The organism is Novosphingobium flavum, assembly GCF_014230315.1.
Taxonomy (GTDB): Bacteria; Pseudomonadota; Alphaproteobacteria; order Sphingomonadales; family Sphingomonadaceae; genus Novosphingobium; species Novosphingobium flavum.
In genome coordinates, this window is sequence record NZ_JACLAW010000002.1 from 258,765 (window position 1) to 282,278 (window position 23,514).

Sequence of the window (23,514 nt, forward strand, 5' to 3'; positions counted from 1 at the left end):
ACTTGGTCAGGCGGGTTGGAGCTCGGCCTGTGCCTCGGCCCGGAGCGCCTTGCGGTCGAGCTTGCCGATCATGGTCTTGGGCATGGTTTCGCGGATCACCACGGCATCGCAGCGTTCGTGCTTGCCGACGCGGTCGTTGAGCCAGTCGCGCAGGTCGGCTGCGCTTGCGGGTTGATCGGGCCGAAGGGTGACGAAAGCGCGGGGCACTTCACCGCGATAGGCATCGGGCATGCCGATCACGAGGGCTTCCTTGACCGCGGGATGCTGCAGCAGGACGGCCTCGACCTGGCTGGGGAATACCTTGAAGCCGCCGACGGCGATCATGTCCTTCATCCGGTCGACGATGCGCACGAAGCCGTCTTCCTCCAGCACGGCGACGTCGCCGGTGCGCAGCCAGCGTTCGCCGGACAGGGTGGTGAAGGCGGAGGCATCGGCCTCGGGGCGGTTCCAGTAGCCCCGCATGATCTGCGGGCCGGCGATGACCAGTTCGCCCGGTTCGCCGGGGGTGGCGAGGCGGGAGGGATCCTCCTTGTCGACCATGGCGAGGCGGGTGGCGGGGAGCGGCTGGCCGATCGTGCCGGGGCGGTCGGCGCCTTCATAGGCATTGGCGCTGGCAACCCCGGAACATTCGGTGAGGCCGTAGCCTTCGCACAGGCGCACGCCGGTGATCGCCTCGAACCGTTCCTTGACCGCGCCCGGCAGCGGGGCGCCGCCGGAGATGCAGACGCGCAGGCTCGACATGTCGGTCCCCTCGAGGCGCGGATCGTCGAGCAGGGCCTGGAACATGGTCGGCACGCCGGGGAACGAGGTGGGCCTCGTGCGGCGGATCGCGGCGAGGACCTGGCCCGTATCGAAACGCGGCAGCATGGCGATGCAGCCGCCGTCGACCACGGTGCGGTTGAGTACGCAGGCATTGGCGAAGACGTGGAACAGCGGAAGGGCGCCGAGGATCACGTCCCGCTCTGACTGGTGGGGATCGATCGCCTCGATCTGGCGGGCATTGGCGGTGAGGTTGAAATGGCTGAGCATGGCGCCCTTGGGGGTGCCGGTGGTGCCGCCGGTATATTGCAGCAGGGCTAGGCTCTCGCGGGGATCGAGCGCGACCGGATCGGGCTCGGCGGGGTGCAGCATGGCCGCCCATTCGTGCATGTCCGCGCGGCGCGGAACGGGGGTGAGCTGGGCGCCGTTGACGAGGCGGAACGCGAAGCCCTTGAACCGGGGCAACATGGCGGTGAAGCGGCCGACGACGAGGCCTTCGAGCGCGGAGCCATCGAGCACGGCGAGCGCATGGGGCAGCAGCTTGGCGAGATCGACCGTGACGAGCAGGCGCGTGCCCGAATCGGCGACCTGGGCTTCCAGTTCCTCGACCGTATAGAGCGGGGAGAAGTTGACCACCGTGGCCCCGGCCAGCATCGCGCCGTAGTAGGCCGGGACGTAGATCGGCACGTTGGGCAGGTAGAGCCCGACCCGGTCACCCGGCCTGATGCCCCATTGCTGCAGCCCTGCGGCGAAGGCCTTCGCCTCGGCATGGAGCGCGGCATAGCTGTAGGTGCGGCCGAAGAATTCGACGAGGGGGTGCGAAGCGTGATCGCGGGCCGCCCGCGCGAAAAGCTCGGGCAAGGTCAGCGGTTCGTAGTCCTGCTCCCACGCACACGGATGAGCGTAACCCGTGCGCCACGGTTCCGGCGCCTTATTGACATCCATGTAAACTAGTGTGCGCCATTGCCGGCGTTTCGGCAAGGGGGTGCCGAGATTTCCTGATCCACGGCGCGGAACAAAAAAGCCCCGGATCGGGTGATCCGGGGCCTTTCGTGTTCGGGTTGGCGCGTGGCTCAGTCTTCGCCGGCGGCCTCGGCAGCGCGCTTGGCGATGAGCCAGGCAGCGGCTTCGGCTTCCTGGGCCGCCTCGCTGGCGATGCGGACCTGGGCCTGGCGTTCGGCGCGCAGTTCTTCGATCAGCGCGTCGCGGTCATCGCCCAGACGCTCGTCGTCGAGGCCATCGTCCTCGATCCCGGCGCGCTTGGCCGCCTTGGCGACGATCGCATCGAGTTCGCGCTGCGAGCAGAGGCCGAGGGTGACCGGGTCCTTGGGGTTGATGTTGGAGATGTTCCAGTGAGACCGATCGCGGATCGCGGCGATCGTGGTGCGGGTCGTGCCGATCAGCTTGCCGATCTGGGCGTCCGACACCTCGGGGTGGTTGCGCAGGATCCAGGCGATGCCGTCGGGCTTGTCCTGGCGCTTGGACACCGGGGTGTAGCGCGGGCCCTTGGTGCGGCTGACGGTGACCGGCGCCTTGAACATGCGCAGGCGATAGTTCGGATCGGCCTGGCCCTTCTCGATTTCGGGCATGGTCAGCTCGCCCGAGCGGACCGGATCGCGGCCGGTGTACTTGGCCGAGGCCAGATCGTCGGCCATGGCCTGTACTTCGAGGATGTGCAGGCCGCAGAATTCAGCGATCTGCTCGAACGACAGCGCCGTGTTGTCGACGAGCCACGAGGCCGTCGCGTGCGGCATCAGCGGGGTGGGCTGGGTCACTGGAACGTACTCCGGAAACAATAAGGGCCGCCCCTTCGGGCGGCCTCACTGTCGACCATCTAGGCGCGCCGGGCGGATTCGGCAAGTTATTGCTGAACCCGCACTCGCCTTCACGGCATTTCGAGCACGATCTTGCCGACATGGCCGCCCGAATCCATCCGCGCATGGGCGGCGGCGGCCGCGGCCAGCGGGAAGGTGCTGTCCATCACCGGGCGGAACTCGCCCGATTCGACCAGCGGCCAGACCTCGGCGGCGATTTCGGCGCGGAGCATGGCCTTGAACTCGGCCGAGCGGGGACGCAGGGTCGAGCCGGTGAGGGTGAGGCGGCGGCTCATGATCACGGCCATGTTGAGCTCGGCCTTCAAGCCGCCGAGCACGGCGATGGTGACGTGGCGGCCATCTTCGGCAAGGCACTTGAGATTGCGCGGGACATAGTCGCCCGAGACCATGTCCAGCACGAGATCGACCCCCTTGCCGCCGGTGATCCGCTTCACCTCCTCGACGAAGTCCTGGCTCTTGTAGTCGATCGCGTGAGCCGCGCCGAGATCGAGCGCGGCGCGGCACTTGGCGGAGCTTCCGCAGGTGACGATGGCGGTGAGGCCGAACAGGCGGGCGAGCTGGATCGCGGTGGTGCCGATACCGCTGGTGCCGCCATGGACCAGCAGGCTTTCCCCATCGCGGGCGAGGCCGCGCTGGAACACGTTGTGCCAGACGGTGAACAGGGCCTCGGGAATCGCCCCCGCCTCGGCCATCGACAGGCGCTCGGGCACGGGCAGGCAGTGGTCGGCCCGGGCGATGCAGTAGGGCGCATAGCCGCCGCCATTGACGAGGGCGCAGACCTTGGTTCCGGGGAGCAGCGTGATCACCCCGGCCCCGAGCGCGGCGACCGTGCCCGAAACCTCGAGCCCCGGCAGCGGCGAAGCGCCGGGCGGCGGCGGATAGAGGCCCTTGCGCTGGGCAACGTCGGGACCGTTGATCCCGGCATAGGCGACCTTGATCAGGACTTCGCCGGGGCCCGGCTCGGGCACGGCCACTTCGACCGGCTGCAACACCTCGGGCCCGCCGGCGCCGGCAAAACCCATTGCGATCATCGTCGTGCCCATCGCAGTCATCCTCATAAAAAACCTGGCAAAGTCCGTCCGTCGGCCAATGGTTTGCTGCGATCCCTTGTGGGTCACTCCATGGAGGGCGTTGACAGGAAGCGCAAGGCGTCCAATGTTGCAGTGCAGTGGATGACGAACCGCCCCTTCGCCGCGGGGATGCCGCGAACCAGCTTTCCCGCGAAAGCCTCGACAGCTATTCGCAGGAGGAACTGGCCGAGCGCGTGATCCTGCTCGAGGCGGAAATCGCCCGGGTGAAGGCGCACGGCCAGAAGGCGGCGGCCCACCGCCTGGCCGCCGAGGCCTTCTTCAAACCACCCAGCGACACGGCAAGAAGCTGATGCCGCGCGCCGCCTCTCCCAATCGCGCGGCGGCCTCCTATATTTCCTGTCGTGCAACCGGGGTGTTCAATCCCTGTTTATCCTGTCGTCCTACCCTGGGTCCGCCGGGACTCGTCTCCCCAACGAAAGAAACATAAATGCCCAGTTTCGCTCAGAGCCTTGAAAAGACGCTGCACGCGGCGCTCGCCAACGCCGCGGAACGCAGCCACGAATATGCAACGCTCGAACATCTGCTGCTCGCACTGATCGACGATCCCGACGCGGCCCAGGTAATGACCGCTTGCGGGGTGGACCTGGGCGACCTGTCGGAAGTGGTGAAGCAGTACCTCGACCAGGAATACCAGTCGCTCAAGACCGCCGAAAAGGGTGATCCGGCGCCGACCGCGGGCTTCCAGCGGGTGATCCAGCGCGCCATCCTCCACGTCCAGTCCTCGGGCAAGGACACGGTGACCGGCGCCAACGTACTGGTCGCGCTGTTTTCCGAACGCGATTCCTACGCGGTCTACTTCCTCCAGCAGCAGGACATGAGCCGGCTCGACGCGGTCTCCTTCATCAGCCACGGCATCGGCAAGGGCGGCAAGCGGATCGAGGATCGCACCCCCAAGGGGAGCGAGGAAGCCCAGCCCGCGCCCGAGGAAAAGAGCGAGAGCAAGAGCCAGTCGAAGAAGGATTCGGCGCTTGACCAGTTCTGCGTCAACCTCAACGAGAAGGCGCTGCTCGGCAAGGTCGATCCGCTGATCGGGCGCGGCCCGGAAGTGGACCGGACAATCCAGATCCTGTGCCGCCGTTCCAAGAACAACCCGCTTTACGTGGGCGATCCGGGCGTGGGCAAGACCGCCATCGCCGAGGGTCTAGCGCGCAAGATCGTCGAGGGCGAAGTGCCCGAGGTGCTGTCGGAAGCGGTGATCTACTCGCTCGACATGGGCGCGCTGCTGGCCGGCACCCGCTATCGCGGCGACTTCGAGGAGCGCCTCAAGCAGGTCGTCTCCGAGCTGGAAAAGATGCCGCACGCGGTGCTGTTCATCGACGAGATTCACACCGTGATCGGCGCGGGCGCGACCAGCGGCGGAGCGATGGATGCCTCCAACCTGCTCAAGCCGGCCCTGTCGGGCGGGACGATCCGCTGCATCGGCTCGACCACCTACAAGGAGTTCCGCAATCACTTCGAGAAGGACCGCGCCCTGCTGCGCCGGTTCCAGAAGATCGACGTGAACGAGCCGACGATCGAGGACACGATCAAGATCCTCAAGGGCCTGCGCACGGCCTTCGAGGAGCACCACCGGGTCAAGTACACGCCCGAGGCGATCAAGACCGCGGTCGAGCTTTCGGCGCGCTACATCAACGACCGCAAGCTGCCCGACAAGGCGATCGACGTGATCGACGAAGTTGGCGCAATGCAGATGCTGCTGCCGCCGTCCAAGCGCAAGAAGACCATCACCGCCCGCGAGATCGAGCAGGTGATCGCAACCATGGCGCGCATCCCGCCCAAGTCGGTCTCCAAGGACGACAAGAAGGTGCTCGAACATCTCGAGCGCGACCTGAAGCGCGTGGTCTTCGGCCAGGACAAGGCAATCGAGGTGCTCTCCACCGCGATGAAGCTGTCCCGCGCGGGCCTGCGCGATCCGGACAAGCCGATCGGCTCGTTCCTGTTCTCGGGCCCGACCGGCGTCGGCAAGACCGAGGTGGCGCGCCAGCTGTCGAACATCATGGGCATTCCGCTCGTGCGCTTCGACATGTCGGAATACATGGAGCGGCACTCGGTCTCGCGCCTGATCGGCGCCCCTCCGGGCTATGTCGGGTTCGACCAGGGCGGCCTGCTCACCGATGCGATCGACCAGCAGCCGCACTGCGTCCTGCTGCTCGACGAGATCGAGAAGGCTCACCCCGACCTGTTCAACATCCTGCTCCAGGTGATGGACAACGGGCGCCTGACCGACCACCACGGCAAGACCGTGGACTTCCGCAATGTCGTCCTCGTCATGACCACCAATGCCGGCGCGAGCGACATGGCCCGCCAGGGCATCGGCTTCGGCGACGTCTCCAAGGCGGATGCCGGGGACGAGGCGGTCAAGAAGATGTTCAGCCCGGAATTCCGCAACCGCCTCGATGCGATCGTGCCCTTCGCCTACCTGCCGACCGCGGTGATCAGCCGGGTGGTGGACAAGTTCATCCTCCAGCTCGAACTGCAGCTGGCGGAACAGAACGTCCACATCCAGTTCGACGCCGATGCACGCAGCTGGCTGGGCGAGCGCGGCTACGACCGCCTCTATGGCGCGCGGCCGATGGCCCGCCTGATCCAGGACAAGGTCAAGCAGCCGCTCGCCGAGGAGCTGCTGTTCGGCAAGCTGGCCTATGGCGGCGAGGTCCACGTCGGGATCAAGGACGACGCGCTGACCTTCCAGCTTACGCCGGCCCCGCCGAAGCTGGTCAAGCGTTCGGCCAAGCCGAAGAAGGGCTCGAAGGAAACCGGCAATGCGCCGGAGACCAGCGAGGACGGCACCGACTGACGGTTTCACGTGGAACGACCAAGAGGCCCCCGGTGCATTCCGGGGGCCTTTTTCTTTGCGGAGACGCGACTTGCCCCTTGGGGCGCAGGGTGGAACTTCCCGGCCCCAAGTGACATTCTTGCCGCATGGCCGCGCCGTTTTCCTGGATCAGACCGCATGTGCATGGGCTCTGCATCGGCCCTGCAAACGCGTGGATCGACCCTGCGCGGCCGGTAGAGCGGGCGCTGGTCACTCATGGCCATGCCGACCATGCCCGCGGCGGCCACGGCGAGGTGATCGCCACGCGCGAGACGCTGGCGATCATGGCCCTGCGCTATGGCCGGCCGGGGCGCGAAGTGGTGGCGGGCTATGGCGAGAGCGTGAGCCTGCCGGGCGGGGTCAGGGCGACGTTCTTTCCCGCCGGGCACGTGCTGGGTTCGGCGCAGATCCTGCTGGAGCATGGCGGCGAGCGGGTGGTGGTGACGGGCGATTACAAGCGCCGGGCCGATCCGACCTGCCCGCCGTTCGAGCCGGTGGCCTGCGACCTGTTCGTGACCGAGGCGACGTTCGGCCTGCCGGTGTTTCGCCATCCGCCGATCAAAGGGGAAATAGGCAAGTTGCTTGAAGCCCTGGCGGCCGATCCCGGGCGCTGCGTGCTGGTGGGGGCCTATGCGCTGGGCAAGGCGCAGCGGTTGATCGCCGAACTGCGCCGCGCGGGGTGGCGCGCGCCGGTCTATCTCCACGGGGCGATGGAGCGGATGTGCCGGCTTTATGAAGAGCTGGGGGTTGAACTGGGTGACCTGCGGCTGGTGGCGGACATGCCGAAGGCCGCGCTGGCGGGACAGGTGGTGATCTGCCCGCCCTCGGCGCTCAATGACCGCTGGACCCGGCGCCTGCCCGATCCGGTCACGGCCATGGCCTCGGGCTGGATGCGCATCCGGCAGCGGGCGCGGCAGCGCAATGTCGAGCTGCCGCTGGTGATTTCGGACCATGCCGACTGGGACGAGCTGACCGCGACCATTGCCGAAGTGAACCCGGCCGAGACCTGGATCACGCACGGACGCGAGGAGGCGCTGCTGCGCTGGTGCGAACTGAACCAACGCAAGGCGCGGGCCTTGGCCCTGGTGGGCTATGAGGACGAGGATGATTGAGGCTCGGGCCCGGGCGGCGCGTGGGCTTGGGCAGGCTCGGCCTGAGCGGGGGGTGCGGGCATGACGGCGCCATGATCCGCTTCGCCGCCCTGCTGGACGCGCTGGTCTATACCCGCAGCCGCAACGGCAAGCTGCGGCTGATCGCCGACTATCTGCGCGCCACCCCCGATCCCGACCGGGGTTGGGCGCTGGCCGCCCTGACCGGGGGGCTGGACTTTCCGGCGGTCAAGGGATCGACCCTGCGCGCCCTGCTGATGGAGCGGGTCGACCCGGTGCTGTTCCAGCTTTCGCGCGACTATGTGGGCGATACGGCGGAGACCGCGAGCCTGCTCTGGCCCGAGCCGGCCGCGCCGCAAGGCCCGGTGCCGCCCGTGGCCGCCCCCAGCGTGAGCGAGGTCGTGACGATCCTCTCCGGCCTCAGCCGTGCCACGGCGGCGGCGGGACTGGCCACCCTGATGGACCGACTGGACGCGAACGGTCGCTATGCCCTGCTCAAGCTGGCGACCGGGGCGCTGCGCATCGGGATCTCGGCGCGGCTGGCCAAGGTGGCCTTTGCCGAGGCCTTTGCCGTGCCGGTCGAGGCGGTCGAGGAATACTGGCACGGGCAGGCACCGCCCTACGGCGCGCTGTTCGCCTGGGCGGCGCAAGGCGCGCCCGCGCCCGATGGCGGCCAGGTGCCGCTGTTCCGCCCCTTCATGCTGGCCCATCCGCTGGAGGAGGGCGTGGAGCTGGACCTTGCCGACTATGCGGCCGAGTGGAAGTGGGACGGAATCCGGGTGCAGGTGGTCTGTGCCGGCGGGGAAACGCGGGTCTATTCCCGATCGGGCGACGACATTTCCGCGACCTTTCCCGAGATCGCCGGCGCGCTTTCGCTCCCCTGCACGCTGGACGGCGAACTGCTGGTGCGCGGCAGCCATCAGGGCGGCGAGGCGGGCGGGGCGGCAAGTTTCAACGCGCTCCAGCAGCGGTTGGGGCGCAAGGTGGTCTCGAAGAAGATGGCCGAGGACTATCCGGCCTTCGTGCGGCTCTACGATGCGCTGATCGTCGAAGGGGAGGACTGCCGCGCCCTGCCGTGGGCGCGGCGGCGGGCGGTGCTGGAGACCTTTTCGGCGCGGCTCGATGCCGTGCGCTTCGATCTCTCCCCGGTGATCCCGGCGGCCGAATTTGCCGAACTGGGCGAGATCCGCGCCCGCGCCCGCGACGAGGCGATTGAGGGGGTGATGCTCAAGCGCCGCGACAGCCCTTACCTGGCCGGGCGGCGCGCCGGGCTGTGGTACAAGTGGAAGCGCGATCCGCTGCTGATCGACTGCGTGCTGCTCTATGCCCAGCGCGGCAGTGGCAAGCGCAGCTCGTTCTATTCCGACTTCACCTTCGGCTGCTGGAACGGCGATCCCGATCAGGGGGCCGAACTGCTCCCCGTGGGCAAGGCCTATTTCGGGTTCACCGACAAGGAGCTGAAATGGCTCGACCGCCATGTGCGCCAGCACACGGTGAACCGCTTCGGCCCGGTGCGCGAGACGGACAAGTCGCTGGTGCTCGAGGTGGCCTTCGATTCGGTTCACGAAAGCCGCCGCCACAAGTCCGGCCTTGCCATGCGCTTTCCCCGGATCAACCGCATCCGCGCCGACAAACCGGCCCACGAAGCGGACCGGATCGAGACCCTGCGGGCGCTGGTCAGGGATTGAGCGTGTTTTCCGCGCCGGATTGATCGGGATCAACGAAACTTGGCACGCCGGACCCTAGCAGCAAGGCTGGAGAGAAATGTTCCGACGGAGATTGACGTGACGACCGAGACCCAGCCGCGCCCGCAGACCCCCTATGAGCGGCTGGGCGGGCGACAAACGCTGCGGGCGATCGTCGACCGGTTCTACGACCTGATGGACGGGGACCCGGCCTATGCGCAGCTGCGCGCCATGCACGCGGCGGACCTTGCGCCGATGCGGGAGAGCCTGACCGGGTTCATGGTCGGCTGGAGCGGGGGGCCGCGCGACTGGTTCGAGCAGGGCAAGTGCGTGATGAGCCTGCATGGCCCGCTGGGCGTGACCGAGGCCACGGCGCAGCAGTGGCTCGGCGCCATGGCCCGCGCGATCGAGGAAACGGTGGGCGGGCGCGATCCGGAGATTGCCAAGGCCATGAACGACGTGCTGCAAGAGATGGCGAAGGGCATGGCACGCTGACCGGCCCGAGCTGACAGGACGCGGATGAACCGGTTCGACCGCAGGCGGCAGGGACTGGCGATCGGACTGGCCGGGCTGGCCGGGTTCGTCGACGCGGCCGGGTTTCTCTCGGCCGACGGCTATTTCGTCTCGTTCATGTCGGGCAACACGACCCGGCTCGGGGTCAACCTTGGCAAGGCGCCCGCGCTGGCCCTCACCCCGGCCCTGCTGATCGCGGGCTTCGTGCTGGGCGTGGCGCTGGGATCGGCCTGTGCCGGCCGGGCCGGGGCTCGGCGCAAGCCGGCGGTGCTGGGGCTGGTTGCGGCCCTGCTGGCGGCGGCGGCGCTGGCGCGCGGGGCGGGCTTTCACGATGCCATGCTGGGCCTGCTGGTCATGGCGATGGGCGCGCTCAACGCGACGTTCCAGCGCGGCGGCGAGGTGGCGGTGGGGCTGACCTACATGACCGGGGCCTTGGTCAAGCTCGGGCAGGCGCTGGCCGGGGCGGCGCTGGGCGAACCGCGCGGCGGCTGGGCCGCCTTCATGGCACTGTGGGGCGGGCTGACGCTGGGCGCGGTGCTGGGGGCGGCGGCCTTCTCGCACTTCGCCGCGGCGGCGCTGTGGCTGGCGGCGGGCTGGGCGCTGGCCATGCTCGCCTTCTCGCTGAGCCTCGACCACGGGCAGGAAAGCGCATAAGCCTCAGCAACATTTCGACACATTCGGAAGGATTGCTGATGGCTGGCCTATCCCGTCGCAGATCATGGGCAGTGGGTGCCGCCGCGATTGCCCTGTTGGGCGCCGCAGCGCCGGCCATGGCCGCGGACGAGGAAATCCAGGTCTACATGGACGAGATGGGCGATGCCGGGGACATCGGCCTCGACATTCACAGCAATTACGTCCTCGCCGGCGACCCTGCCCCGGCCTATCCGGGCGCGGAACCGGCGCTGCACCGCCTGCGGATCACGCCGGAATGGGGGCTGGGGCTGGGCGGCGGGTTCGAAGCCGGGCTCTACCTGCCGCTGATGACCGTTGCCCCCGACGGCGTGCTGCGCGCGAGCGGGGTGAAGGGCCGGATGAAATTCATCGCGCCGCACGAAGCCACCGGCGCCTTCTGGGGCGCAAACCTCGAGATCGGGCGCGTGAAGTACCGGCTCGACCAGAATCCGTGGAACGGCGAGTTCAAGCTGATCGCCGGCTGGCGCAACGACCGCTGGGAGCTCGCCGCCAATGCCAACATCGGCTTCAAGGTTGCCGGCCCGGTCTCCGCCCCGGCCGAACTCGAGATCGCGTCCAAGGCCAGCTACAAGGTGAGCGACAACCTCCGGCTCGGCGTGGAGAGCTACAACGGGGTGGGCCAGTTCCAGGCTCTCGGCCAGTTCGGGCAGAGCGACCAGACCACCTACCTCACCATCGATGCCCTGCTGGGCAAATGGGACATCAATGCCGGAATCGGCAAGGGCTACGGCGCCAGCAGCGATACGACCGTGCTCAAGTTCGTGATCGGGGTGCCGTTGGGAGCGAGGCTCTAGAAGCCATCCACCCGGAACAGCTTCTCGCGAGAAGTTGCGCCGCGCAACAAGTCCAGCCGCGAGGGGGCGAGCTCAAGGGCGGCGGCAAGGAGCGTGCGGACCGCTTCGGTGGCCTTGCCATCTTCCGGCTTGGCCCGGACCTTGGCGAGCAGGCGGCCGCCGACCAGTTCGAGGCCCTCGCTCTTGGCACCGGGGGTGACGCGGACGGCGAGGCGGCCTTCGCCGTCGATCACGGCGCGGATCGCCTCGGCCGGGGGAAGATCAGCCCTGGGCCTGGCCAAGGGCGGCCTCGATCTCGGCGGTGTGGCGGCGGCCATTGTCGACATAGAAATCGACCCCGCGCTTCATGTCGACAAGGCCAGCCTCGGGAATCTCGCGCATGAAGGTAGCGGGACGGCCGCTCCACAGCTGGCGCGAGGGGATGCGCTTGCCGGGCGTGAGCTGCGCCCCGGCGGCGAGCATGGCGTCGCTCTCGATCACGCAGCCGTCCATCACGATGGTGCCGAGGCCGACGAAGGCGCGGTCTTCCAGCGTGCAGCCGTGGATCATCGCCATGTGGCCGATCAGCACGTTCTCGCCGATGATCGTGGGGAAGCCTTCGGGGCGATGGGGCTTGGGACTGTCGACGTGAATCACCGAGCCGTCCTGCACGTTGGAGCGGGCGCCGATGACGATGCGGTGCATGTCGGCCCGGATCACGCAGTTGTACCAGATGGACACGTCGGGCCCGATCTCGACATCGCCGATGATCCGGCAGCCCGGCGCGATGAAGGCGCTGTCGTGAATGCGGGGGGTCTTGCCGGCGAAGGGGAGGATGGTGACGTCTGGGCGATGGGGCATGGCACTCAGTTCCTGAACAGGCTCGACCAGTCAACATAGGGCAGGACCGAGGCGTGGTCATCCGTCCAGGCGCGGCCGGTGGGTGGGAGGAGCGAATCCCACTTCTGCTGCGGCGAGGCGGCGCGGACCCGCTGGAGCAGGGCGGGATCGCGCGCGAAGAGAACCCAGGTGCTGGGCGAATAGACCTTGCGATCCTCCGGCACATCATGGCGGACCATGGCGGCGAGGCCTCTCTGGCGGGCGATTGCGGCCAGCACCGGTTCCAGCTCGATATGGCGGTTGGAGATGTGGACGACCAGCAGGCCGCGCGGCTGAAGCACGCGGAAATAGACGCCGAAGGCTTCCGAGGTGAGCAGGTGGAGCGGGATGGCATCCGAGGTGAAGGCATCGACCGCCAGGAAGTCGAGGCTGCCGGGGGCCTGTGCGGCGAGTTCGAGGCGCGCGTCGCCGATCGTGACCCGCGCATCGGGGGCGCAATCGGCCAGATAGGTGAAGCGGCGCGTGGTGGAATAGGCAAGGATCGCCGGGTCGATCTCGTAGAAGCGCCACGACTGGCCGGGCTGGTGGAAGCAGGCGAGCGTGCCCGCGCCGAGGCCGACCACCCCGACCCGCGCCGAGGGCCCGATCAGTTGCGGCAGCTTGCCGAGGGTGAGCGCGGCGCCGGAGGTGGGGCCATAATAGGTCTGGACGAGGCGGCGGCCGGCCGGGTCGGTCCGCTGCTGGCCGTGGAGCGTGGTGCCGTGGGCGAGGGTGCGCAGGTGGGCCTGCGGATAGTCGCGCACCGCGTAGATCCCGAAGTAGGAACGGGTGCGGACGTGTTCGAGCGTATCGTGCACCGTCCACCAGCCGCCGCTGGCGAGCATGGCGGCGAGCAGGACGCCGACGAACAGCGGGCGCCATGCGAGCAGGCCAAGGCCAAAGGCGGCCAGCGCGAGGTGCAGCATCCAGCCGAGCATCCCGTCGGCATCGGCCTCGACCACGTCGTGGAGAAGCCAGGCGAGGAACAGGCAGAAGGCGAAGACGACGCCCGCGGTAACGCGGCAGACCTCGGGCGAGAGGCCGGGCATCTCGCGCCAGTCAAGCCGCGCGGGGAAAGGCAGCAGGGCGGCGGCGGCGAGGATCAGGATCGGGTGTTCCCACGCCCAGTCGAACACCAGGGGCGCGATCAGGGCGCAGAACAGGCCGCCGAGCGCGCCGCCGACCGACATGATGAAATAGAACAGGGTCAGCTGCGAGGCGGCGGGGCGCAGGTCATAGAGCCGGGAGTGCAGCGCACCGGCGATGAAGAACAGCAGGATCACCCCGAACAGCGCCGCGGCCATGGTGCCCGATCCGGTCGAGACCATGGCGTATGACCCGGCCACGACCATGATCGCCGGAGCGGCGAGCGTGACGAAATAGGCCGGCACGCGGTTGTGCGCGAATGCGACCACGAAGCTGAGCAGGTAGAGCCCGAGCGGGATCACCCAGAGCAGCGGCATTGCGAAGACGTCTGTCGTCAGGTGAGTGGTGGTCGACAGCATCAGGCCCGAGGGCACGGCCGAGAGCGCCAGCCACAAGGCGATGCGGCGCGCCGGGATCGGTTCGGCCGGAGCGGCTTCGGCGGCCTGTGCGGCGACCATGCCGGCGGCGCGGCGGGACCATGCCGCGCAGGCGACGAGGATCAGCAGCAGCCCGTACCCCGCGCTCCACCCCCACGACTGGGCATGGAGCGAGAGCAGCGGCTCGGCCAGGAGCGGATAGGCGAGCAGGCCCGCGAACGAGCCAAGGTTGGAGGCGGCATAGAGCGGATAGGGATCGCCCGCCGCACCCGCCGCCGCATACCAGCGCTGCATCAAGGGTGCTTGGGCCGAGACCAGCAGGAAGACCGGGCCGATCGTCAGCAGGAACAGCAGCGGCACCCACCAGACCTCGCTGCCCGGCGCGGGCGGGGCGAGCGGATAGAGCGTGATCGGCAGGGTCAGCGCGGCCAGCGCGAGCAGGGCGAGGTGGATGCGACCCTGCGTGCGCACCGGCCAGCGGCCCATCAGGTGCGCGTAGAGGTAGCCGCCGAGCAGCAGCGCCTGGTAAACCAGCATGGCGCTGTTCCAGACATTGGGCGCGCCGCCGAGCCGGGGCAGGGCGAGGCGCGCGACCAGCGGCTGGACGAGGAACAGCAGGAACGAGCCAGCGAAGATCGCGGCGACGAACAGGCCGCGCCGCGCAGCCGGCGCGGCGGGCACGGACGAGGGAGCCGCGCTCAAGCCCCGAGCAGGCGGGCGGCGTGGGCCGCGTGGTAGGTCAGCACGCCCGAGCAGCCCGCGCGCTTGAAGCTGGTCAGCGTTTCCAGCACGAGCGCGTCGCGGTCTCCCGCGCCGGCCGCGGCGGCGGCCTCGATCATCGCGTATTCGCCGGAGACCTGATAGGCGAAGACCGGCACCTCGAAGCGCTGCTTCACCCTGACAACGATGTCGAGATAGGGCAGGCCCGGCTTGACCATCACGCTGTCGGCGCCCTCGGCAAGATCGAGCGCGACTTCGCGCAGGGCTTCCTCGCCGTTGGCAGGGTCCATCTGGTAAGTCTTCTTGTCGCCCTTCAGGAGCCCGCCCGAGCCGACCGCATCGCGGAACGGGCCATAGAAGGCCGAGGCATATTTGGCGGCATAGCTCATGATCTGGACGTTGGTGTGGCCGCCCTGTTCGAGCGCGGCGCGGATCAGGCCGACGCGGCCGTCCATCATGTCGGACGGGGCGATGATGTCGGCCCCGGCATTCGCCTGGTTGAGGCTCTGCGCGACGAGGATCCCGGCCGTCTCGTCATTCGCCACGTAGCCAGCCGCATCGAGCACGCCGTCCTGCCCATGGCTGGTATAGGGATCGAGCGCGACGTCGGTGAGGATGCCGATGTCCGAACCGACCGCATCGCGGATCGCCTTGGTGGCACGGCACATCAGGTTGTCCGGGTTGAGCGCTTCCGTCGCCCGGTCGTCGCGCTGGTCGCGCGCCGTGTTGGGGAAGAGGGCGAGGCACGGAATGCCGAGGGCAACGGCCTCCTTCGCCCGCTGGGCAATGCCCTTGACGCACCAGCGCGAAACGCCGGGGAGCGAGGCGATCGGCTCCTCCACGATGCTGGAGTTGTCGGCACCCTCGGTGACGAACAACGGCCAGATCAGGTCGGCCGGGGACAGGACGATCTCACGGTGGAGCGCGCGGCTCCACGCGGTGGCGCGGGTGCGGCGCAGGCGCAGCGCAGGATAGGCGGCAGTCATGGTGCGGCTTCCCTGCCGCAAAGGCGGGGCGGGTTCAAGCGCCGGGGTTGAAATGGCCGATGTGAAAGGCGCCGGGGCGGTTGCCCCGCGCCGCCTCAGCGCATGGCGATGCGCTGGATCTTCTGCGGGGCCGCGGCGAGGGCGGCGCCGGTCCGCAGCGATTTCATCTGGACCAGCTTGGCGCGGAAGGCATCGAGATCGCGGGTATCGACCTGGCGGGTGACGGTGGCGAAGGCCGTGCCGAGCGGGTTCACCGTGTGGCCGCTGCGATACATCTCGTAGTGCAGGTGCGGGCCGGTGGAGAGGCCGGTCGAGCCGACATAGCCGATCACTTCGCCCGCGCTGACCCGCTCGCCAGGGGCGACGGCGATGCGGCTCATGTGGCCGTAGCCAGTGCCGAGGCCGCCGCCGTGTTCAAGCCGGACGTAGTTGCCGTGGCCGCCGTGATAGCCGGCGAAGGAAACCACGCCCGCCGCCGTGGCGACGATCGGCGAGCCCCAGCGCGCGCCGAAATCGACGCCCGCGTGCATGCGGCTGTAGCCGAGGATCGGGTGGAAGCGCTGGCCGTAGGACGAGGTGACGCGGCCGTTGACCGGGAGCAGCATCCCCGCGCCGCCCTGCACCCAGGACTCGGTGGTGAAGGACGAGGCGGAATAGAAGGCGCCGTCATTGCCCCAGCGCAGCAGTTCGGCGACCGGGGCACTGCCGCGATCGAGCCCGGCATAGAGCAGGTTGCCGACTTCGGTTTCCCCGGTGACGGCGCGCTTCATTGCGAAGACCAGATCGAACGAATCGCCCGGCTGGACATCGCCTTCGAGGCTGATGTGGGCATCGAGCGCCTGGAGATATTCCTGGATGGTCTGCGGCGGGGCGCCGGCGGCGCGGGCCGAGCGATAGAGGCTGTCCCCCACCGTGCCGCGAATGCGCAAGGGGGTGGTGTCGACCGCGATCGGCAGCTTCTGCAGGGCCAGCGCGGCGCCGACGCGGTGCAGGGCGAGGGCGAGATCGAACCGAGCGCGCAACTGCGCGCCGACGAGCGGGCGCGGCTCGCCCGGCGCCCGGCGCGGGCCGAGGACGAAGGAGACGCGGGTGCCGGGGGCTATGCCGCCTTGCTCCGCCTGCGCGGCGATCAGGGCCTCGGCGCGGGCGGCATCGTCCGATGCGGCACCGGCGCGCTGGAACAGGCGGGCGAGGCTGTCGCCCGGAGAGAGGACCGAGGTCAGTTCGATCTCGGCCCGCTCGGGCACGAAGGGCACTTCGCGGTAGGCGCGGGTCGGCCCCATGCGGCGGCCCGATTCGCCGCCGCGCGCGAGCGGCATGATCGACTGGGCGCGGAATTCCTCGGCCGATGCGGCATCGACCGCCATGGCGGGGGCGGCATCGAGCCGGGCGAAATCGGGCCAGAAGCCAAGGGCGAGCACGATCAGGCCAAGCAGGGTGCCCATGCCGCGCCACCAGCGGCGCGAGCCGATATCCTCGGCCAGATCGGGGACGAGATCGGCGCGGGCGAGGCGTTCCCGCCAATTTCCGGGGTTGCAATCGGCCGGCGGGGCAAGTTCGGTGAGGTCGAGGACGGCGCTGCCGCACGCGACAGGACGTGCGAAAGCGGCAGGATTGGCAAAGGACGCGGCACGGCCCGCCGCCATGCGGCGCGCCGGGGCCATGCCCTGCTCTTCTGCCTCTTGCGGTCTGAACACGTACCCTCCGTCGCGCGCGGGCGTTTTTCCGCGCTGTGCGACGGGATCGACCCTGCACCCGAACGGTTAACACCAGCCTAAAGCCGCGTTTTTACGGAGCTTGTTTGCTCCCGCCGCGCGGACGCAGCTGTGGTCAATTCATCGCCGCAGCCTTGCGAGAGGACAGGGGCGATGCCAGATCGGGGGTAGCGATGGCCAATCGACTGCCTCATCCTGTTTCACGCGGCGCCGAGGGCAAGGTGTTGGCCGTGCTCGGCCCGACCAACACCGGCAAGACTCACCTCGCGATCGAACGGCTCTGCGCCCATTCCTCGGGCGCGATCGGCTTTCCGCTGCGCCTGCTGGCGCGCGAGGTCTATGACCGGGTGGTGGCGATCAAGGGGCCCAGCGAGGTTGCCCTGATCACCGGCGAGGAGCGGATCGAGCCCAAGGGCGCGCGCTGGCTGCTCTGCACGGTCGAGGCCATGCCCCGATTCGGCTATGGCGACAGGCCGGACCTGTCCTTCGTCGCGCTGGACGAGGCGCAGCTGGCCGCCGACCGCGAGCGCGGGCACATCTTCACCGACCGGCTGCTTCATGCGCGGGGCCGCGACGAGACGATGATCCTCGGCTCGGCGGTGATGGAGCCGATGGTCCGCGCGCTCGTGCCGGGGGCCGAGATCGTCAGCCGCCCGCGCTTCTCCACGCTGAGCCATGCCGGGGCCAAGAAGCTTTCGCGGATTCCCCCGAGGAGCGCGATCGTCGCCTTCTCGGCCGAGCAGGTCTATGCCGTGGCCGAAATGCTGCGACGCTTCCGCGGCGGGGCGGCGGTGGTGATGGGGGCGCTCTCGCCCGAGACCCGCAACCGGCAGGTGGCGCTGTTCCAGTCGGGCGAGGTCGACTATCTCGTCGCCACCGACGCGATCGGGATGGGGCTCAACCTCGACGTGACACACGTCGCCTTCGCCGGCCTTTCGAAGTTCGACGGGGTGCGCAACCGGCGGCTGACCCCGATGGAGATGGCCCAGATCGCCGGGCGCGCCGGGCGGCACCAGCGCGACGGGACGTTCGGCACGCTGGCGGGCGCCGGCGGGATGGATGCCGAGTTCACCGAGGAAGAGATCTGGGCGATCGAAGAGCACCGCTTCGCCCCGCTGACCAAGATCTTCTGGCGCGATTCGCAGCCGCGACTCGACAGCCTGGACCATTTGATCGACGATCTGGCCCGCCCGCCCGAACGGCCCGAGCTGGCCCCGGCGCCCGAGGCGATCGACCTGGCGGTGATGCGGCGGCTGGCCGAGGACCCCGAGATCGCCGCCAGCGTGCGCGGCCGCGCCGCCGTCGCCCGGTTTCGCGAGGCGTGTTCGCTGCCCGATTTCCGCCAGCACGGCGCCGACACTCATGCCCGGTTCGTCGCACGCTTGTGGGAAGACCTGCGCAGAGGCTATCTGGGCAGCGATTTCGTTGCCAGCCGGATTGCCGAACTGGATAATCCGGGCGGGGATATCGATACGCTGCAGGGGCGGATCGCCGCGATCCGTTCGTGGAGCTATATCGCGCAGCGCCCCGACTGGGTGCTGGCGCGGGAGGAAATGGCCGCGCGGGCCCGCGCGGTCGAGGCTCGCTTGTCGGACGCGCTCCATGCGCGGCTGACCGAGCGGTTCGTGAACAGGCGCACGGCGGTGCTGATGCGCAAGGTGGGGCCCGATGCGGCCCTGCTGCCGGTGACACTCGAAGGGAATGTACTGTTGGTGGACGGGGAAAAGCTGGGGAAGCTCGAAGGCTTCCACTTCAAGGTCGATCCGGAGGCGCACCATAGCGACCACAAGCTGCTGTTCGCCGCGGCAGAGCGCCACTTGCCGCAGCTGTTCGCCGAGCGGGCGGGCGCGCTGGCGGGCGAGATCGCGGGCGGAACCGCCGCGCTCGAACTGAGCGGCGGGGCGATCCTCAATGGCCGCGAAGTGCTGGCGCGGCTGGCACCGGGCAAGGCCCTGCTGGCGCCGCAGGTGAAGCTCGAGCCCGCGCTCGAGGCGATCCCGGCTGCCGAGCGCAAGCTGCTCAAGGAAGCGATCGACGCCTGGCTGGCGGCAAAGCTGGCCGTGCTCGCCCCGCTTGCGGCGGTGGACGAGGCGAGCCGCGCCGAGGCGGGCGGGCCGGAACTGCGCGCGCTGCTGATTCGCCTTGCCGAGCGCGGCGGCCTGCTGGAGCGGGCCGGGTCCGGGCTCGAGGCGCTGAAGCCCGAGCAGCGCGACGGCCTGCGCAAGCTTGGCGTGCGGATCGGCGCGATTGACCTGTTCATGCCGGCCATGCTCAAGCCCGCCGCGCTCGGCGCCTGGCGCGAGCTGGCGACGATGCGCGGCGTGCGCCTGCCCGAGGTGGCCGCGGAAATGCCACCGGTCCTGCCCGCGACCGGGGGCCGCGCGCCGCTCGGCTATCGCCGCTTCGACAAGCAGGCCCTGCGCATCGACATGGCCGAGAAGCTGCTGCGCGAGGCCCATGGCCGCCGCGCGGCCTCGGCCGGCAACAAATTCTGGATCGACCCGGCGCTGGCCCGTTCGACCGGGCTGACCCCGGAAGCGCACATGCACCTGCTGCGGATCGCGGGCTTCGCTCCGCAGGTTCCGCCGACGCTGGGCGAGGGCGTGTTCGGGCCGCCGGCCCCGCCGCTGTTCCGCTGGCGGCCGCCCCGGCGCGCCGAGGGCGGCGAGCAGCAGGGTCATGGCGAGCGCGGGCGCGGGCAGCATCGCGATCAGGGCAAGCGCCATGAACGCGGGCCCGGCAAGCAGGCCGAAGCACCGACCCAGGACCGGCGCGGCAAGGACAAGCCCAAGGGCCCGCGCCCGCCCCGCCCGGCCCCGCCGCGCGAGGAAGCACCTGCGGGCGGCGGCGCCTTTGCCGCGCTCGCCGCGCTGGTCGGCCGGGTCTGAGAGGCGCGCTTGCGCATCGACAAGCTGCTCTGGTTCCTCCGCTTCGCGCCGAGCCGCAACTCGGCGCAGGAATGGGTGGCGGCGGGGCACATCCGGCTGAACGGGCGGCGGATCGAGCGCGCCAGCGCCGCAGTGCGTGAGGGCGACGTGCTGGTCCTGCCGCTGCGCAGCCACGTCAAGGTGATCGAGCTGCTCGCCCTGCCCGAGCGGCGCGGACCGGCCCCGGAAGCGCAGGCGTGTTATCGCGTGCTTGACGCAGGGACCGCAAATCCCATAGCAGCGGCGATAACATCGCCCGACAGCGATAGACCGGAACACCAAGGGGAACCTTCGCCATGACCTATGTCGTCACCGACGCCTGCATCCGCTGCAAGTATATGGACTGCGTCGAGGTCTGCCCGGTCGACTGCTTCTACGAGGGCGAGAACATGCTCGTCATCAACCCCAACGAATGCATCGACTGCGGCGTCTGCGAGCCGGAATGCCCGGCCGAGGCGATCCTGCCCGATACCGAGAGCGGGCTGGAGCAGTGGCTCGAGCTCAATGCCAAGTATTCGGCCGAGTGGCCGAACCTGACCACCAAGCGCGACACCCCGCCCGATGCCGACGAGCACAAGGGCGAGGATGGCAAGTTCGACAAGTACTTCTCCGCCGAACCCGGCGAGGGCGACTGATCGCAGCCCGAGGAGGCAGCGGGTAAGCGGCGATTCGCCCGCTGGCCCCGCTGCTGACAACATGCCGCACTGCCGCATCCGCGGCACTCAGGCCTGAAATCCTTTGGCATCACGCAAAGCTTCACCCTCCTGCCCCAAGGGGCATGGGGGGCCTTCGCACATGCGTTAGCCCTTAGGGCTGGAAATTTTATCCACACGGTGTTATATAGGCCACACCTGCCCGGGCGCCCGCCCATTGGCAGCAGGAATCACGAAAGGCAGGATAACAGCAAATCGGGTTGTTCAAGGGGGCTTCGCGTGGCGGTGCCCCGTGGCGATTTTCGCCCCTTCAATTCCGTGAATCCTGGCCGGGGCTGGTCAGGCGGCTGAAATCCTGCATGAAAGGACGATACATGGCGGCCAAGGCTTTCGCCTTCGATGTTGGTGATTACGTCGTTTACCCGAAGCACGGTGTGGGACGGGTGATCGAGCTGCAAGAACAGGAAATCGCGGGCATGAAGCTGGAGCTCTACGTGCTCCGCTTTGAAAAAGAGCGCATGACCCTGCGCGTGCCGGTGAACAAAGTCGAAGCGATCGGGATGCGCAAGCTTTCCTCGGACAAGACCCTGCGCGAAGCGCTCGATACCCTGAAGGGCAAGCCCAAGGTCAAGCGCACCATGTGGTCGCGCCGCGCCCAGGAATACGAAGCCAAGATCAACTCGGGCGATCTCGTTTCGATCGCCGAGGTGACCCGCGACCTGTTCCGTGCTGACGACCAGCCGGAGCAGTCCTATTCCGAGCGTCAGATCTTCGAAGCCGCCTCCTCGCGCCTTGCGCGCGAACTGGCCGCGATGGAAAAGACCGACGAACCGGCCGCGCTCAAGAAGATCCTCGCGATCCTCAACGAACATGCGCCGAAGTATTACGAAGCCGCGCCGGTCGCCTGAGGCGGGGCCAGGTTTCGTGCGAAAGGGCCGTCCTTCGGGGCGGCCTTTTTCTTTGCAGGTTACGCGGCTGCGCGGCGCAGGCGGTCGTTGATCGCGGCGCCGATCCCGCTTTCGGGAATGGGGGCAATGGCGATGCGCGGCTGCTGTGCGGCGGCGCCCTCGTGCAGGGCGGCATAGAGCCGGGCGGCAGCCTCGGCGAGATCACCGGCGGGCGACAGGCTCGCGTGGCCGGCGATGGCCCCGAAGCCGATCAGGAATTCATCCGCCTCCGCCGCCACGGCACCGAGCCGGACCGGCTTGCCCGGGGCATAGTGGCTGGCGAGCTGGCCCGGAGCCTCGATCGCCGCGCCGGGGGCCGCGGCCTCACCGCCGGAGCCAAGGACTTCGGCGATCTGCTCGGCAGTGATCGGGCCGGGGCGCAGCACGGACCAGCCGGACGGCCGCAGGGCGACAATGGTCGATTCGATGCCCTGTGCGGTCGGCCCGCCGTCGAGCACCAGATCGACCGCTTGGCCGAGGCTTTGCCCGACATGCGCCGCCGTGGTCGGGCTGATCGCGCCGGAGCGGTTGGCCGAGGGCGCGGCTAGCGGCAGGCGGGCCGCCGCGAGCAGGGCCTGCATCGCCGGGTGCGCCGGGCAGCGCAGGGCAAGTGTCGGTAGGCCTGCGGTGACGGCCGGGGCAATGGCCGTGCCCGCGCGGAGCGGCAGGACCATGGTCAGCGGCCCGGGCCAGAACCGCGCCGCCAGGGCCTCGGCCCGCGCATCGATCTCGGCCAGGGCCGCAGCCTCGGACAGCGACGGCACATGGACGATCAGCGGATTGAAATCGGGCCGCCCCTTGGCGCGGTAGATCGCGGCCACCGCCTCGGCCCGGTCAGCCCGCGCGGCAAGACCATAGACCGTCTCGGTCGGCACGGCGACCAGCTTGCCGGCCTGCAACAGGGCCGCCGCCTCGGCGATGCCGGCAGAATCGGCGGGGACGGTCCGTGGGCGGTTGTGAGCATTCATTGCCAGGGGCTATAGGCGCTGGACCCCAAAAAAGCCAAACCCCCCAGCCTATTCCGCCAAGCGAGGCCCGAATGAACGACCAGACCCTGCTCCGCATCGCCGACGCGCTGGAGCGCCTCGCTCCGCCCGCAGCCGCACCGGTCGACTGGGTCGCCGCGCCCGCCTATGTCTGGGACCGGGCCGGAGCCCGCACCGTGAGCGCCCTTGCCGCACCCCCGCTTTCCCTGCTGCGTGGGATCGATGCGCAGAAGGAGGCCGTCGTCGCCAATATCGAACGGCACGCCGCCGGCCATTCCGCGCACGACATGCTGCTGTGGGGCTCGCGCGGGATGGGCAAGTCGGCCCTGCTGCGGGCCGGGATCGTTTCCGCACAGGCCGCCCATCCCGGCGCGATCGCCCTCGTCCAGGTCGCCCCCGATGCCCTCTCCGGCCTGACCGGGCTGTTCACCCTGCTGGGGCGCCTGTCCCGCCGCTTTCTCGTCTACATCGACGATCTCGGCTTCGAGGACGGGGATTCGACCGGGCCGCGCCAATTGCGCTCATGGCTAGAGGGCGGGGTCGAGGCACGGCCGGGTAATGTCCGCCTCGCCGTCACCGCCAACCGCCGCGCCATCGTCTCGCGCCACCTTTCCGAGCAGGACGACCCGATCAACCCGCGTGATGCGGTCGACGACCGCCTGGCCCTAGCCGATCGCTTCGGCCTGTCGATCGGCTTCCACAATTGCAGCCAGGACGACTATCTCGCGATCATCTCGGGCTATTCCGAAGAATATGGCCTGCCCTTCGCCGAAGCCGACGCACTGGAATGGTCCAAGCGCCGCGGCCAGCGCTCGGGCCGGGTAGCCTGGCACTATGTCACCGAACTGGCTGGGCGCGCCGGGCGCACAATCTGATCCGAAGTTGGCTGTCTTCCCGCGAAGCGG

21 protein-coding genes are annotated in these 23,514 nt (G+C 69.1%); 12 read left to right on the forward strand and 9 right to left on the reverse strand.

All coding sequences use genetic code 11. From position 1 onward, the window contains the following. Window positions 1–6: 6 nt before the first annotated feature. The 3 genes from H7F51_RS03145 to H7F51_RS03155 all read right to left on the reverse strand — a co-directional run bounded on the left by H7F51_RS03145 (window position 7) and on the right by H7F51_RS03155 (window position 3,637). Window positions 7–1,704, reverse strand: coding sequence for a long-chain-fatty-acid--CoA ligase (locus H7F51_RS03145; protein ID WP_185662754.1), 1,698 nt, complete (start codon window positions 1,702–1,704; stop codon window positions 7–9). 128 nt (window positions 1,705–1,832) lie between these two features. After that, window positions 1,833–2,534: a DUF1013 domain-containing protein gene (locus H7F51_RS03150; protein WP_343061183.1), complete on the reverse strand. Its 702-nt coding sequence runs from the start codon at window positions 2,532–2,534 to the stop codon at window positions 1,833–1,835. A 110-nt stretch (window positions 2,535–2,644) separates the two neighbouring features. After that, window positions 2,645–3,637, reverse strand: a complete 993-nt coding sequence (locus H7F51_RS03155) for an NAD(P)H-quinone oxidoreductase (RefSeq protein ID WP_246447692.1) — start codon at window positions 3,635–3,637, stop codon at window positions 2,645–2,647. A 125-nt stretch (window positions 3,638–3,762) separates the two neighbouring features. On the opposite strand from H7F51_RS03155, the gene H7F51_RS03160 reads away from it, so the two are divergent. The 7 genes from H7F51_RS03160 to H7F51_RS03190 all read left to right on the forward strand — a co-directional run bounded on the left by H7F51_RS03160 (window position 3,763) and on the right by H7F51_RS03190 (window position 11,294). Then, window positions 3,763–3,975, forward strand: a complete 213-nt coding sequence (locus tag H7F51_RS03160; protein ID WP_185662755.1) for a DUF1192 family protein — start codon at window positions 3,763–3,765, stop codon at window positions 3,973–3,975. A gap of 137 nt (window positions 3,976–4,112) precedes the next feature. Then, the gene (gene clpA / locus H7F51_RS03165) at window positions 4,113–6,482 is read left to right on the forward strand and encodes an ATP-dependent Clp protease ATP-binding subunit ClpA (protein ID WP_185662756.1); all 2,370 of its coding nucleotides are present in this window, start codon (window positions 4,113–4,115) and stop codon (window positions 6,480–6,482) included. Between the two features lie 125 nt (window positions 6,483–6,607). Continuing rightward, window positions 6,608–7,612, forward strand: coding sequence for a ligase-associated DNA damage response exonuclease (locus tag H7F51_RS03170; protein WP_185662757.1), 1,005 nt, complete (start codon window positions 6,608–6,610; stop codon window positions 7,610–7,612). A gap of 71 nt (window positions 7,613–7,683) precedes the next feature. Further along, the gene (locus tag H7F51_RS03175; RefSeq protein ID WP_185662758.1) at window positions 7,684–9,297 is read left to right on the forward strand and encodes a cisplatin damage response ATP-dependent DNA ligase; all 1,614 of its coding nucleotides are present in this window, start codon (window positions 7,684–7,686) and stop codon (window positions 9,295–9,297) included. 96 nt (window positions 9,298–9,393) lie between these two features. Further along, window positions 9,394–9,789 carry a globin domain-containing protein gene (locus tag H7F51_RS03180; RefSeq protein ID WP_185662759.1) on the forward strand — a complete coding sequence of 132 codons (396 nt, stop codon included), beginning with the start codon at window positions 9,394–9,396 and terminating at the stop codon, window positions 9,787–9,789. Between the two features lie 24 nt (window positions 9,790–9,813). After that, complete coding sequence (locus H7F51_RS03185) at window positions 9,814–10,461, forward strand: YoaK family protein (RefSeq protein WP_185662760.1); 648 nt, start codon at window positions 9,814–9,816, stop codon at window positions 10,459–10,461. Window positions 10,462–10,499: 38 nt separating this feature from the next. Further along, window positions 10,500–11,294: a hypothetical protein gene (locus H7F51_RS03190; protein WP_185662761.1), complete on the forward strand. Its 795-nt coding sequence runs from the start codon at window positions 10,500–10,502 to the stop codon at window positions 11,292–11,294. On the opposite strand, the gene H7F51_RS03195 is transcribed toward H7F51_RS03190, so the two are convergent. From H7F51_RS03195 to H7F51_RS18865, 5 genes are all read right to left on the reverse strand, one after another. Further along, on the reverse strand, window positions 11,291–11,575 hold the full coding sequence (locus tag H7F51_RS03195; protein ID WP_185662762.1) for a DUF167 domain-containing protein: 285 nt from the start codon (window positions 11,573–11,575) through the stop codon (window positions 11,291–11,293). The two genes, H7F51_RS03190 and H7F51_RS03195, sit on opposite strands and share 4 nt — an antisense overlap. Next, on the reverse strand, window positions 11,556–12,134 hold the full coding sequence (locus H7F51_RS03200; RefSeq protein WP_185662763.1) for a gamma carbonic anhydrase family protein: 579 nt from the start codon (window positions 12,132–12,134) through the stop codon (window positions 11,556–11,558). Before H7F51_RS03200 ends, H7F51_RS03195 begins: the two co-directional genes overlap by 20 nt. A gap of 5 nt (window positions 12,135–12,139) precedes the next feature. Then, on the reverse strand, window positions 12,140–14,377 hold the full coding sequence (locus tag H7F51_RS03205; protein WP_246447695.1) for a spermidine synthase: 2,238 nt from the start codon (window positions 14,375–14,377) through the stop codon (window positions 12,140–12,142). Further along, window positions 14,374–15,381, reverse strand: a complete 1,008-nt coding sequence (gene hemB, locus H7F51_RS03210; RefSeq protein WP_185662764.1) for a porphobilinogen synthase — start codon at window positions 15,379–15,381, stop codon at window positions 14,374–14,376. Before hemB ends, H7F51_RS03205 begins: the two co-directional genes overlap by 4 nt. Window positions 15,382–15,476: 95 nt before the next feature. After that, entirely contained in the window at window positions 15,477–17,078 is a 1,602-nt protein-coding gene (locus H7F51_RS18865) for a peptidoglycan DD-metalloendopeptidase family protein (RefSeq protein WP_185662765.1), read from the reverse strand. 191 nt (window positions 17,079–17,269) lie between these two features. Between H7F51_RS18865 and H7F51_RS03220 the strand changes: the two genes are divergently transcribed. The 4 genes from H7F51_RS03220 (at window position 17,270) to H7F51_RS03235 (ending at window position 21,584) form a co-directional block, all read left to right on the forward strand. Then, window positions 17,270–19,984 carry a helicase-related protein gene (locus H7F51_RS03220; protein ID WP_185662766.1) on the forward strand — a complete coding sequence of 905 codons (2,715 nt, stop codon included), beginning with the start codon at window positions 17,270–17,272 and terminating at the stop codon, window positions 19,982–19,984. A gap of 9 nt (window positions 19,985–19,993) precedes the next feature. Further along, on the forward strand, window positions 19,994–20,323 hold the full coding sequence (locus H7F51_RS03225) for an RNA-binding S4 domain-containing protein (RefSeq protein WP_185662767.1): 330 nt from the start codon (window positions 19,994–19,996) through the stop codon (window positions 20,321–20,323). Beyond that, entirely contained in the window at window positions 20,320–20,658 is a 339-nt protein-coding gene (gene fdxA / locus H7F51_RS03230; RefSeq protein WP_185662768.1) for a ferredoxin FdxA, read from the forward strand. Before H7F51_RS03225 ends, fdxA begins: the two co-directional genes overlap by 4 nt. Before the next feature lie 392 nt (window positions 20,659–21,050). After that, the gene (locus H7F51_RS03235; RefSeq protein ID WP_185662769.1) at window positions 21,051–21,584 is read left to right on the forward strand and encodes a CarD family transcriptional regulator; all 534 of its coding nucleotides are present in this window, start codon (window positions 21,051–21,053) and stop codon (window positions 21,582–21,584) included. A 59-nt stretch (window positions 21,585–21,643) separates the two neighbouring features. On the opposite strand, the gene H7F51_RS03240 is transcribed toward H7F51_RS03235, so the two are convergent. Further along, window positions 21,644–22,591, reverse strand: a complete 948-nt coding sequence (locus H7F51_RS03240; protein ID WP_185662770.1) for an L-threonylcarbamoyladenylate synthase — start codon at window positions 22,589–22,591, stop codon at window positions 21,644–21,646. 71 nt (window positions 22,592–22,662) lie between these two features. Between H7F51_RS03240 and H7F51_RS03245 the strand changes: the two genes are divergently transcribed. Then, a complete protein-coding gene (locus H7F51_RS03245) occupies window positions 22,663–23,484 on the forward strand; it encodes an ATP-binding protein (protein ID WP_185662771.1) in 822 nt (273 codons plus the stop codon). Window positions 23,485–23,514: the final 30 nt, after the last annotated feature.